General features: G+C 70.7%; 14 protein-coding genes. 9 read left to right on the top strand and 5 right to left on the bottom strand.

Annotated elements, in window-relative coordinates; all coding sequences use genetic code 11:
• Positions 1–25: 25 nt before the first annotated feature.
• Positions 26–430, bottom strand: coding sequence for a hypothetical protein (locus ABTX18_RS17220; RefSeq protein WP_352123511.1), 405 nt, complete (start codon positions 428–430; stop codon positions 26–28).
• A gap of 84 nt (positions 431–514) precedes the next feature.
• On the opposite strand from ABTX18_RS17220, the gene ABTX18_RS17215 reads away from it, so the two are divergent.
• The 5 genes from ABTX18_RS17215 to ABTX18_RS17195 all read left to right on the top strand — a co-directional run bounded on the left by ABTX18_RS17215 (position 515) and on the right by ABTX18_RS17195 (position 5,206).
• Complete coding sequence (locus tag ABTX18_RS17215; protein WP_352123510.1) at positions 515–1,330, top strand: helix-turn-helix domain-containing protein; 816 nt, start codon at positions 515–517, stop codon at positions 1,328–1,330.
• On the top strand, positions 1,330–1,575 hold the full coding sequence (locus tag ABTX18_RS17210) for a DUF397 domain-containing protein (RefSeq protein ID WP_352123615.1): 246 nt from the start codon (positions 1,330–1,332) through the stop codon (positions 1,573–1,575). Before ABTX18_RS17215 ends, ABTX18_RS17210 begins: the two co-directional genes overlap by 1 nt.
• 206 nt (positions 1,576–1,781) lie before the next feature.
• The gene (locus ABTX18_RS17205; protein WP_352123509.1) at positions 1,782–3,011 is read left to right on the top strand and encodes an FG-GAP-like repeat-containing protein; all 1,230 of its coding nucleotides are present in this window, start codon (positions 1,782–1,784) and stop codon (positions 3,009–3,011) included.
• Positions 3,012–3,288: 277 nt separating this feature from the next.
• The gene (locus tag ABTX18_RS17200; protein ID WP_352123508.1) at positions 3,289–4,536 is read left to right on the top strand and encodes an eCIS core domain-containing protein; all 1,248 of its coding nucleotides are present in this window, start codon (positions 3,289–3,291) and stop codon (positions 4,534–4,536) included.
• A gap of 40 nt (positions 4,537–4,576) precedes the next feature.
• Complete coding sequence (locus tag ABTX18_RS17195) at positions 4,577–5,206, top strand: hypothetical protein (protein WP_352123507.1); 630 nt, start codon at positions 4,577–4,579, stop codon at positions 5,204–5,206.
• Positions 5,207–5,227: 21 nt separating this feature from the next.
• Here the strand turns inward: ABTX18_RS17195 and pspAB are convergent, their stop codons facing one another.
• The 3 genes from pspAB to ABTX18_RS17180 form a co-directional block, all read right to left on the bottom strand.
• The gene (pspAB, locus tag ABTX18_RS17190) at positions 5,228–5,812 is read right to left on the bottom strand and encodes a PspA-associated protein PspAB (protein ID WP_352123506.1); all 585 of its coding nucleotides are present in this window, start codon (positions 5,810–5,812) and stop codon (positions 5,228–5,230) included.
• 36 nt (positions 5,813–5,848) lie between these two features.
• The gene (gene htpX / locus ABTX18_RS17185) at positions 5,849–6,760 is read right to left on the bottom strand and encodes a zinc metalloprotease HtpX (RefSeq protein ID WP_352123505.1); all 912 of its coding nucleotides are present in this window, start codon (positions 6,758–6,760) and stop codon (positions 5,849–5,851) included.
• A 107-nt stretch (positions 6,761–6,867) separates the two neighbouring features.
• Positions 6,868–7,560 carry a pyridoxine/pyridoxamine 5'-phosphate oxidase gene (locus ABTX18_RS17180; protein WP_352123504.1) on the bottom strand — a complete coding sequence of 231 codons (693 nt, stop codon included), beginning with the start codon at positions 7,558–7,560 and terminating at the stop codon, positions 6,868–6,870.
• 172 nt (positions 7,561–7,732) lie between these two features.
• Here ABTX18_RS17180 and ABTX18_RS17175 point away from each other — a divergent pair, with 172 nt between their 5' ends.
• Positions 7,733–8,011 (top strand): type II toxin-antitoxin system Phd/YefM family antitoxin, encoded by a 279-nt coding sequence (locus ABTX18_RS17175; RefSeq protein ID WP_352123503.1) that lies wholly within the window; start codon positions 7,733–7,735, stop codon positions 8,009–8,011.
• On the top strand, positions 8,004–8,408 hold the full coding sequence (locus ABTX18_RS17170) for a type II toxin-antitoxin system VapC family toxin (protein WP_352123502.1): 405 nt from the start codon (positions 8,004–8,006) through the stop codon (positions 8,406–8,408). The genes ABTX18_RS17175 and ABTX18_RS17170 overlap by 8 nt, the downstream gene beginning before the upstream one ends.
• Positions 8,409–8,428: 20 nt before the next feature.
• On the opposite strand, the gene ABTX18_RS17165 is transcribed toward ABTX18_RS17170, so the two are convergent.
• Positions 8,429–9,601, bottom strand: coding sequence for a thiolase C-terminal domain-containing protein (locus ABTX18_RS17165; protein WP_352123501.1), 1,173 nt, complete (start codon positions 9,599–9,601; stop codon positions 8,429–8,431).
• Between the two features lie 161 nt (positions 9,602–9,762).
• Here ABTX18_RS17165 and ABTX18_RS17160 point away from each other — a divergent pair, with 161 nt between their 5' ends.
• Both ABTX18_RS17160 and ABTX18_RS17155 read left to right on the top strand, forming a co-directional pair.
• Positions 9,763–10,980, top strand: a complete 1,218-nt coding sequence (locus ABTX18_RS17160; protein ID WP_352123500.1) for an acyl-CoA dehydrogenase family protein — start codon at positions 9,763–9,765, stop codon at positions 10,978–10,980.
• The gene (locus ABTX18_RS17155) at positions 10,980–11,477 is read left to right on the top strand and encodes a nitroreductase family deazaflavin-dependent oxidoreductase (RefSeq protein ID WP_352123499.1); all 498 of its coding nucleotides are present in this window, start codon (positions 10,980–10,982) and stop codon (positions 11,475–11,477) included. The genes ABTX18_RS17160 and ABTX18_RS17155 overlap by 1 nt, the downstream gene beginning before the upstream one ends.
• Positions 11,478–11,605 lie beyond the last annotated feature (128 nt).

Here is an 11,605-nt window from a genome sequence, read left to right as displayed (position 1 = left end):
CGCCCAAGCCCTGATTCCCGCCCGGTCACTCCTCGGCCACGAGCTGCGCCGTCACCACCCCGTGCAGCAGCTCCGCGTCCACGAAGTCCCCGACCTCGGGCGGCCCGCACCGCCAGCTCAGCGGGTACGTGTTGCCGTGGGCGGCCGGGACTCCCACGTACTGGTCGCGGGCCGCCGGCCCGAAGCACTTCGCGCCGGGCGGCCAGTCGAAGTGCCGGCTCACACCGGGCGCGAGCAGGAAGTACGTCCACCGCCCGCCCGCGACCTCCCGCACGACGGGCCCCGGATCGCCGTCGGTGAGGGTCGCCAGGTGATGCAGCACCGCCTCGCCGCGTACGCCGCGCAGCCGGATGGCGTCGAAGTGGACTCCGGTGAGGTGGAGTTGGAGGCCCGAGGCGGGTACCCATTCGGGGTGCTTCTTCTGCGTCATGGCTATGAGCATTCCGATGGATGCGTAGCGTGACCAGGAGGGCACGATCCACATCGGGGCGATGTGGGGAGGGTGGTGAGGGCTGTGGGGACGAGTAGCGAGACGACACACGGGCGGCGGCTGGTGGGGGAGCTCATCCGCATCCACCGGGTGCGGGCCGGGCTCACGCAGAAGGAGGCGGCGGAGCAACTGCTGATCTCGGAGTCGCTGATGGGTGCGGTAGAGCGGGCGGAGCGCATTCCGTCGCGCGACCTGCTGATCGACGCGGACCGGGTGTGCGGGGCGGGCGGGGCGCTGAAGGCGTGCTGCGAGCTGGTGGACGAGGAGAAGTACCCGCCGAAGTTCCTGGACTGGGCAAAGCTGGAACGGAACGCGCGGGTCATCAGCGCCTACGAGACGATGCTGATCCCCGGTCTGCTCCAGACGGAGGCGTACGTGCACGCGCTGTACCGGTCGCGCGTACCGGCGTACACGGAGGACGAGATTCTCCGGCACGTCGGAGCGAGGCTGGAGCGGCAGACGGTGCTGTCGCGCACGCCACCACCGCGTGCCGGGTATGTCATCGAGGAGTCGGTCCTGGACCGGACGCTCGGAGGCCCCGAGGTGCTCAAGGAGCAACTGCGGCATGTGCTCGACTGTGTGGAGAGGTGCAATCACCTGACGGTGCAGGTGATGCCGTCGGCTCAGCACACGCATGCGGGGTTGATGGGTCCCATGCAGTTGATGTCCACGGCGGAAGGCCGCAATCTGATGTATGTGGAGGCACAGGGCGGCGGTAGGTTGATCTCGAAGCCGGAGCAAGTGAGCGATCAGCTCGACCTTTTCGGCATCCTGCGGGCGCAGGCGCTCAACCCCTGGAAGTCCGCGGAGATCATCGAGACGAAGGTGAGGCAACTGTGATCCACGGACCCCGGCTGACCTGGTTCAAGTCCAGCTACAGCGGCAACGAGGGAGCGGCCTGCATCGAAGTCGCCTACGCCTGGCACAAGTCCAGCTACAGCGGCAACGAGGGCGAAGCCTGCGTAGAAGTAGCCACCTGCCCCCACACCGTCCACGTCCGTGACTCCAAGCTCACCGACGGCCCCACCTTCGCCGTCGCCCCCGCCGCCTGGACCGCCTTCCTGGGTCACGCCGCGAACAGCTGAGCAGCGCGTGCCGCCATCCCGTGGGGCGGCCGGCGAAGCCGCCTGTCCCGGTCCTGCTCACGAGAGCCCCCGCTGTCCTGGTCCAGGATCCCTTCATGGCAGTGTGTGCCTGCGCCGACGAGCAGCCGCACCAGCAAACCGGAGGACCCGGTGCGCTGAGGGCCGAGGGACATCGGCGCACATCCATGGGGAGGGGAACACCACACATGCGCAAGCATCTCGTGCGGGGCCTGGCGACGCTCGCCGGTCTCACGCTTATGTGTACCGGCCTGAACGCGGCGAGCGCGGAGTCGGCCGCTGCCGAGGACGTGTACGGCTGCACGGTGGGCTACTGGTGCGGATGGTCGCGCGCGGACGGCACCGGGACGCGGTACATGACGAAGAAGAACGTCGCGGACCTGGGGAGCTGGGACAACAAGGTCCGGTCGCACGTCAACCGCACGAACGTCATCGCCTGCACCTATGACGCGAAGAACTACGCTGCGGGGGGAGGCTACTTCGCCGAGGATCCCGCCGGTTCCAGCCTTGCGTACAGTGCGGACTTCCCTCCGACGATCAGCTCGATCAAGTTCGTCCGTACGGAGCGTGAGTGCGGATGGACAGCCGCTCCCTACTGGTACTCCGAGACGTCTCCCAAGGCCCTGGGCTTCGGTGACATGAACGGTGACCGCAGGGCCGACGTGCTGGCCCGCGACAAGGTGGGACGGCTCTGGTTCACCTCGGGCAACGGGACCGCCCGCCTCGTCGGCACGGGCGGCTGGAACGCCATGAACGCCCTCACCCGGCACGGGGACTTCAGTCGCGACGCCCGCGAGGACCTCATCGCCCGCGAGGCGTCCACCGGCAAGCTCTGGCTGTACCCGGGCACAGGCACCGGCTCCCTCGGCGCACGCAAGCTGATCGGTACGGGTGGCTGGAACGGCATGAGCAACATCACCGCCTTCGGTGACCTGACGGGCGACGGCCGCTCCGACCTGATCGCGCGCGAGGTGTCCACGGGCAGGCTCTACCTGTACCCGGGCACGTCGACCGGCAAGCTCGGAGGTCGCAAGCTCATCGGCACCGGCGGCTGGAACGCCATGAGCGCGCTCGCCGGCGCCGGCGACGTGAACGGCGACGGCCGCCCCGACCTCTACGCCCGCGAGGCATCCACCGGCAAGCTCTGGCTCTACCCGGGCACGTCGACCGGCAAGCTCGGTGGGCGCAAGCTCATCGGCACCGGCGGCTGGAACGCCATGGCGAACTTCATCGCCGTCGGCGACTCCACCGGCGACGGCCGTCCCGACCTCGCCACCGTGACCAACACTACGTACGCCATCAACGGTTACCGGGGCAACCCGGGCTGGCTCCTCACCTACAGAGGCCTGAGCAACGGCTCCCTGGCGTCCGGCGAGCAGACCAACGGCGACTGGTGGGGCCTGAACGGCTTCAGCTAGGCCATTTCGTTCGGATCTTGCGAGGCTTGCCTTACTTCCCGAGTGGGGCTGGCCGAGGAGGCAGCGAGTGGTTGGCCTGGCAGACCAAAGAAAGATCCCGGCGACGTAGAGTCCGGCCAGGTAGACGGTCGCGGTCTCCGGAAGGGCGCGATTCGCCGCTTCCTCCAGGGAGTTGACGTCCGCCCGGGCCAATCAACTGTGCCCCGGGGGACCTGGAACCGGAGCCGCGTCGCACGGTATGCAGGGAGAGTCATTCTCCTAGCAGGAAGAGGTCTCCATGCGCAGCCAGGACGGTGCTGAGAAGACCGGTGCGGCTCACGGTCCCGCCCAGGCCCGCAAGCCCGCGCCCGGCGCACCGCTCGCCGGGCGCCTCGCCCTGCAGGGCACTATCGGGAACGCGGCCGTCGTCCAGATGCTGCGGGCCGCCGGGCACCCGTCCGCCCAGGACAGGCACCGCCACGGGGCCGGCTGCGGACACGAGCAGGCGGAGGACCGGCCCTCGGTGCAGCGCTCGGCCGTCAGGGACGTACTGCGCAGCGCGGGGCGGCCGCTGGACAGCACGGTCCGTTCCGACATGGAGTCCCGGCTCGGGGCGGACTTCTCCGATGTCCGCATCCACAACGACGCGGCCGCCAGGGCCTCCGCCGCCGAGGTCGGCGCCCGCGCCTACACCTCCGGCCACCATGTCGTCATCGGCGACGGCGGAGCCGACCGGCACACGCTCGCCCACGAGCTCACCCACGTCATCCAGCAGCGCCAAGGGCCGGTCGCCGGCACCGACAACGGTTCAGGACTGAGCGTCTCCGACCCCTCCGACCGGTTCGAACGGGAAGCGGAGGCCAACGCCACGCGGGTCATGCGGGCACCCGCACCGGGCCGGCGCGAGGACGACCTCAACGCCCAGCGTTCCGTTTCCTCGGGCGCCACGCTCCAGCGCGTGCCGCTGCCCGTCGTGCAGCGCGCTCCGCTCCCGGGCTACAACAAGCGGGTCGACTACCCGCAGGGAGCCCACACCGTCACGGTCAATGGCACAGCGGGCGACGTGGGGGTGGAGATGAAGGGGGAACTCTTCGCCGGCCAGCTCGGCACGGGGCAGGCGCCCACGGTGCAACCCGCCTGGTGGCCGCCCAGCGGCACCCCGATCGGGGACTGGTTCAAGAACTACATGGTGCAAGGGCACCTTCTGAACCACAACCTGGGTGGTTCGGGAAAGAACCTGGAGAATCTGACTCCACTGGTAAGGCAGGCCAACAGCCAGCATCACGCGAAGGTCGAGAAGAAACTCAAGGGTGCCATTCTCCAGTCGGGACACACGGCCCGCTACCATGTGACGGCTGATTTCAGCTTCCACCCGACATCGGCCGATATGAAAATGACGCCAGGGTCTCCGGAAGCCGTAGCCTTCGACACCATCTATCGATTCGGCATTCCGGGGAAAATTTCGGCAGAATATACCTTGTACGACGCCAAGGGCAAGGAAGTGGGCTGGGACTCATGGGAGATCGAAAACAACAACTTGAAGTGATGGCGGCACGCTGATTCAACCCCCGAAGGGAAACGTATTCATGAACGATCCAAGGCGCCGACTCGACGGGCTGGTCGCCGGCCTCCGAGAGAACCCCCGCGTCGAGCTGCTGGATCACGCCCTGACCGAGTCCCTCCCGGCCGACCGGATCTCCCGCCTCATCGAGGAGTCGGGGGCCCGGCTTCCCGACGGAGTGGAGGAGTTCTATCGTCAGGTGGGGTCGTTCAGGCTCGACTGGCGGTGCACCGTCCCTGAAATCCAGGAAGGGGACAGGTCCGATCACGGCCTGGTCAGCATCCTGCCCCTCGATGAAGTGCTCGGAGACTGGAGCGGGGTGACCTGGTTCCCGGGGGGCGAGGAGGAATTCCGCCCGGTCGTGCCCTTCGACTTCTTCACCCCGGAAGCGTGCGTGGCATTCGAGCGGGGGGACGACGGCGTCTTCAAGGAGGCGCTCAGCTATCACTACTTCGGCGAGGAGCTGGCCTCCACGAACCGCACCTTTGCCGAGTACATCGATCTCCTGATCGCCTCACGCGGGTACTGGTACTGGCCTAAAACGCTGTGTGCCGGATACGAGGACAGCGCGGAAGTCGCCGGCTTCCGGCGGAACATGCCGTGCATCTTCCCGGACTACGACGACGCGTTGTTCCGTCCGCGGCCGGAGAAGTGACGTACGGCAGCCGGCCCCGCCTCACAACCCCGGCGCCCCCCACACCGGGAACCACCGCGCCAGGTCCTTCTCCACGCGCAGGTCGTCCCCGAGGGCGGCCCGGACCTGCAACTCCCGCTGGCTGTCGCGCTTCTCGCCGCCTCCCGGCACCGGGGCGAACGGGTAGAACGTGCCGCGCTTGTACAGGTAGACCAGCGCCAGGGAGCGCCCCTCCCCGTCCCGGAAGCCGATCAGCGAGCAGAGCAGCTGCGGGCCGAAGCCGCCGTCCTGGAGCAGCGTGTTGACCGCGTGCAGGTCGTTGACGAGGGCGGCGGTGTCCTCTGGTGGCTGGCGGGCGAGCAGCCAGGTGTAGCCGTACGCGTCCCGGCTGAACTCCACCGGGACGCCACCGCGCCCCGTGTCCGCGTCCAGCAGCTCCCGTACGTCCTGCTGGATACGGGCGAAGGCACCGCCCTCGACGCCCGCGAAGCACACCGAGCCCCGCCCGGTCGGCGTGAAGCCGGTCGCCGCCTGGAGGGTGAGGGCGGCGGACGGGACGGCGAAGAGCTGGTCGAGGTCGGGGCGGACCGGCTTGCTGCGGCCCAGGATGGTGTCGAGCAGACCCACGGGGGCTCCTTACGTTCCTTGTGTTCCTTACGTTCCTTACGGGCGGGACAGGTCGGCGGAGATGCGGGCGAGCTGGTCCAGCCGCTGCTCCAGCGTCGGATGCGAGGAGACCAGTCGGCTCAGGCTCTCCCTGGAGGAGAAGGCCGGGACGAAGTAGAAGGCGTTGTACGGCTCAGCCTTGCGCAGGTCCTGTGTCGGAATCCGGGCCATCTGCCCGCTGACCTTGGTGAGCGCGGAGGCGAGGGCCGAGGGGCGGCCGGTGAGCAGGGCGGCCGTGCGGTCTGCGGACAGCTCCCGGTAGCGCGACAGCAGGCGGGTCAGGAGGAAGCTGAGGGCGTAGACAACCGCGCTGACCAGGGGGATCAGCATGATCGCGATGCCCAGTGGGTCGTTGCTGCGGCTGTTGCGGGAGAAGCCGCCCCAGAGCGCGACGCGGGTGATGATGCCCGCGAGCACGCCGAGGAACGAGGCGATCGTCATGACGGCCACATCGCGGTGCGCGACGTGCGACATCTCGTGGGCGAGGACGCCCTCCAGCTCCTCCGGCTCCAGTCTTCGCAGCAGCCCCGTCGTGGCGCAGACCAGGGCGGTCCGCTCGCTGCGGCCGGTCGCGAAGGCGTTCGGTACGTCGCTCTCGGCGACGGCGACCCGTGGCTTGGGCATGTCGGCGAGCGCGCAGATCCGGTCGATCGCGCCGTGCAGCTCCGGCGCCTGCTCGGGGGTGACCTCGCGGGCTCCCATGCTGAAGGCCGCGATGCGGTCGCTGAACCAGAACTGGGCGACGAACAGGCCCCCGGTGATGATCAGGATGACCGGCCAGGCGCCGCGCAGGGCGGCCAGCAGGACGCCGACCAGGACCACGTACAGCAGACCGATCAGAAACATGGTGGTGACCATGCGCGTGGTCAGACCGCGGTCGGGGGCGTACCGGCTACGGGTGCGGGTCATGGGTGACCTCCAGCCTCCAGCTCCTCACCTGCCTCCCATGGTGCTCCTTGGCCGTTTGAAGCGGTAAAGCGGATAAGGCGGTACATCGACATGGGGAGCCGGGCCGGTCAGGGCCAGAGCAGCTCCCGCTCCCAGGCTCCGCCCCCGTACCCGTCCCCCCGGCGGTAGCGCAGCCGTACATGCCGTCGCCGGGCATCGCCCTGGAAGAACTCGACCTCGCGCGGCTCGACCACGTACCGCGTCCAGCTCGCCACCTCAGCGTCCGGCTCCTCCTCCGCCCGCTGCCACGCGGCGTCCGAGGCCCGGTCGAGTTCCCCGGTCGAGCCCAGCACCTCGCTCTGCCGCCCCACCAGGGCCGAGGCGAGGGCCCCGGTCGAGCGGGCGTGCAGATCGGCGCGGCTCTCGGCGGGTGAGCAGGCGGTCACCGGGCCCCGGACCCGTACCTGCCGTCCCTGCGCGGGCCAGTAGAAGCCGAGCGCGGCGTACGGACGGGCGGCGAGCTGGCGGCCCTTCGCGCTGGAGGCATGCGATGCGAAGTGCCAGCCGCGCTCGTCGGCGTCGTGCAGCATCAGCGTGCGCACGTCCGGCAGCCCCTCCGCGTCCACGGTCGCCAGCGTCATCGTGTGCGCCTCGGCCTGCCCGGCGGCGACCGCCTCGGCGAACCAGGCGTGGAAGAGGGGGAGGGGTGTGGGGGGTGCTGCGGCCGGGTCGAAGGCGGGGAGCTCGATGTCCCAGACGCGCTGGGCGTGGAGCAGGTCGAGAAAGGCGGGCTGTCCGGCGGGGTTCGATCCATCAGTCATGCGTCCATTCCAGCCGGTGGGGGAGTCGAGAGCGAAGTGGGCGCGGCGCAGACGGCCGGGGGCAGGGCCGGATGCGTGGGCGAGCGCCCGCATCACGCGCCACTCCGATCGAAGGATCGCGTCCGGTGGAGAAGCGGTAGCACCATGAGACACGGGGGGCTACGTTGGGCGTATGAAGACCATCACGCAGCGGGAATTCCGGAATCGGTCCGCAGACATCATGAATGCAGTGGAGGAGGGGGAGATCTTCCACATCACGCGTAACGGGATAGAGGTCGCGGAACTTCGGCCCCTCACTCGCAAGCGGAGCCTGAGCGCGGAGGAACTGGTGGCCCGGCACCGGCGGCTTCCCCGCGTGGACGGGGCGCTGATGCGTCGCGAGGCGCACGAGCTGTTCGGTGACGAGGACCGAGTCGGGGATGACGATCCATGGGAGCGTACGCGTGGCTGAGCGCTATCGTGCGGGGGTCCTCGACACCTGTGCGTACATCGACCTCGACCTGTTGCGCGCCGAGGACCTGCCCGCCTTCCCGGCGCTCACCGTTGTGACGATGGCTGAACTGCAGCAAGGCGTGGCGATGGCCGCGGATCCAGCCGGGAGGGCGGCGCGCATGGAGAAGCTGGGAGCCGCCGTGGCTGATTTCGAACCGCTTCCCTTCGACGGGGACGCCGCTGCTCGATACGGAAGCATGGTGTCCCTTGTCGTTGCGGCGGGCCGCAACCCTCGGCCTCGGCGCATGGACCTGATGATCGCTTCCATCGCCTCGGTCAGGGGACTGCCGCTCTTCACCCGCAACGCGGACGACTTCAAAGGGCTGGAGGACGTCCTCACCGTCGTGGCCGTGTGAGCCCGCGCCGGGGCGCAGTCTCACCCCCGCCCCAGCACCACCGTCCCCGACGAGCAGAACCAGCCGCCCGTCCCCGATGCCACCGCCAGCTCCGGCAGCCGGCCGCCCGCCTTGCGCACCTGCCGGGTGCCCGCCTCGCCGCGTAGTTGGCGTACCGCCTCCACCAGCAGGAACAACCCGCGCATCCCGGGGTGGCAGGCGGACAGGCCGCCGCCGTCCGTGTTGACCGGGAGCTCGCCGGTGAGGCCCGTGCGGCCCTTCTCGACGAACGCGCCGCCCTCGCCCTTCGCGCAGAAACCCAGGTCCTCCAGCGTCACCAGCGTCATATAGGTGAACGCGTCGTAGAGCTCCGCCAGGTCGATGTCCGCGGGCCGTACCCCCGCCCGCTCGAACGCGAGGCGGCCGGACACGGCCGCAGGGGAGAGTGTGAAGTCGTCCCACTCCGACATCGCGGAGTGCGAGACGTGCTCGCCGGTGCCGAGGATCCAGACGGGAGCCTTCGCCGTGTCCGGTACGTACTCCTCGGCCGCCAGCAGCACCGCGCAGCCGCCGTCGCTGCGGATGCAGCAGTGCAGCTTCGTGAACGGGTCGGCGATCATCGGGCCGGACAGCACCTCGTCGACCGTGACGGGGGTGCGGAACATGGCGTCGGGGTTGGCCGCCGCGTTCGTCCGGGCCTGGACCGCCACCTCGGCGAGCTGTTCCAGGGTGGTGCCGTACTCGTGCATGTGGCGGCGGGCGGCCATCGCGTACTTGGCGATCAGCGAGTGGCCGTACGGCACCTCGAACTGGAGCGGGCCCCGCGCCCCGAAGGAGAGGTTGGCCGTGCGGCGGCCCGCCTTGATGTCCGCCCGGGCGGTCGATCCGTACACCAGCAGTACGGCGTTGGCGCGGCCCGCCGCGATGGCGTCCGCCGCGTGGGCCGCCATGACCTCCCAGGTCGATCCGCCGACCGAGGTGGAGTCCACCCAGGTGGGCTTCAGCCCCAGGTACTCGGCGACCTCGACCGGGGCGAGCGTGCCGAGCCCGGCGGAGGCGAAGCCGTCGACGACCGAGCGGTCCAGGCCCGAGTCGGTGAGGGCCCGGCGGGCGGCCTGGGCGTGCAGGGCGTATGGCGTGGCCGTGTCGACGCGTCCGCAGTCGGCGAGGGATATGCCGACGACAGCGACCTTGCGGCGGTGGGAAGAAGGCATGAATCTGACGGTACATCAGATAAGGGGGGAGTGGACCGCCTCGGAGGTCATGCGGCGCGCATGCCGCCTGCGCGACTCTGGGAATCTCGCCGCCCCGCCCCTAGCATGACGTGCCGTCAGATCGGAGGCCGTCTCGGCCTCCGAGGGGAAGGAGTCCGACGATGGATGCCGCCTTCACCGCGGAACAGGACGAGATCCGCCGCACCTTGCGCGAACTGCTTGACGGGGCCGGGGCCGGGAACGCCGCGGGCGCGCCGGACGGATATGACGCCGCCCTGTGGCGCCGGCTCGCCCAGGACCTCGGGCTGCCCGGACTCGCCCTCCCGAAGGAGTACGGAGGCAAAGGGCACGGCCCCACCGAGCTTGCCGTCGCTCTGGAGGAGGCCGGCCGCGCCCTGCTGCCGTCCCCGCTGCTCGCCACCGCCGTACTCGCCGCCCCCCTGATCCTCGCCCTCGGCACCGAGGAGCAGCGCGCCGCCCTGCTGCCGGCCCTCGCGGCGGGCGAGCTCACCGCGGCGCTGGCCGTCCCGGGCGGCTCGCTCTCCACCGCGCTCGGCCTCACCGGCGATCTCACCGGGGGCGCCTGGGCGGGCGGCGGCCGGGCGGGCGGCGTGCAGGCCCGGCCGGCGGGAGGCGACGGCGGGTGGCGGCTGTACGGGGAGGCTGCCCGGGTGCTCGACGGGCACGGCTCAGGGCTGCTCCTGGTCGCCGCGCACACCGGCGGCTTCCCGCGCAGCCGCACTCTCCTCTTCCTGGTCCGGGCGGAGGGGCCGCAACCGCCCGCCGGACTCGCCCGTACCCGGCAGGCCTCGCTCGACGTCACCCGGCCGCTCGCCCGCATCCAGCTGCGCGACACCGAGGCCGAACTCCTCGGCGCGGACGACACCGTGGACGTGACGGCCGCGCTCGCGGCCACCGGGCGCACGGCGGCCGTCGCGCTCGCCGCCGAGGCGGCCGGGGCGGCGGCGAGCGCGCTGGAGCGGACGCTCGGCCACGTCGGGGAGTGCGAGCGGTCCGGCCGCGCGGCCGGTTCGTTCCAGACCGTGAGACTCCGGCTGGCGGACCTGTACGTACGCGTGCGGTCGGCCCGTTCCGCCGCGTACTACGCCGTCCGGGACCCGGAGTCCGGCGCTCTCGCGCTCGCCCAGGCGCTGGAGGCGCTGCGGGTCACCACCGCGGAGGCTGTGCAGCTGCACGACGGCTCCGGTTCCACGGGGGAGGACGAGGCGCGGCTGTACTTCAACCGGGCCGCGTCCGACGAACTGCTCCTCGGCCCCGTCCACCGGCTGCGCGACCACGCGGCGCAGCGGGCCGGGCTGTTCGGGCGGGCGGAGGCCGGTTCCGCCGGGCACGGGCCGGCCGGACGGGTGGCCGTCTGATGCGGCCGGGAGCGGCACCAGGCGTCCGGCTCGTCCAGAAGGTGTCGTCGACCCGCGTCTTCGCGCGCATCGCCCCGCACGTCGTGCCCGCCATGGACCGCACCGTGCACCGGCTGACGCGCGGCCGGGTGCTGCTCAGCGCGCAGATGCTGCCGGGGGTGGTGCTGACGGTGCCGGGGGCGCGCAGCGGGCAGCTCAGGGCCACCCCGCTGGCGTGCATGCCGCAACCGGGTGACGGCGGGCCGGGGAGCTGGGTCCTGATCGGCAGCAACTTCGGCCGCCCGGGTCATCCCGCCTGGACGGCCAATCTGCTGGCGCATCCGGATGCGGCCGTCATCAACTGGAAGGGCGCCGACATTCCCGTACGCGCGAGGCTGCTGGCGGGGGAGGAGCGGGCCGGGGTGTGGGAGACGGCGCTGACGTTCTGGCCGCCCTATGCCGCTTACCAGGCGCGGATCGACCGGGAGATCCGGCTGTTCCGGCTGGAGAGGCGCTAGCCGTCTACGTGACGGGAGCGAGGGCCGGGAACCGAACCGTCCGGGTACGCCGACGGCGGACCACAGGCGTGGTCCGCCGTCGGTGAGACAGGACCTGGGGGCGCCCGGGATCACCGTGCGTCACCCAG

It is taken from the genome of Streptomyces sp. NPDC096323, from assembly GCF_040302845.1.
Classification (GTDB): Bacteria; Actinomycetota; Actinomycetes; order Streptomycetales; family Streptomycetaceae; genus Streptomyces.
This window is presented reverse-complemented; position numbering and strand designations above follow the sequence as displayed.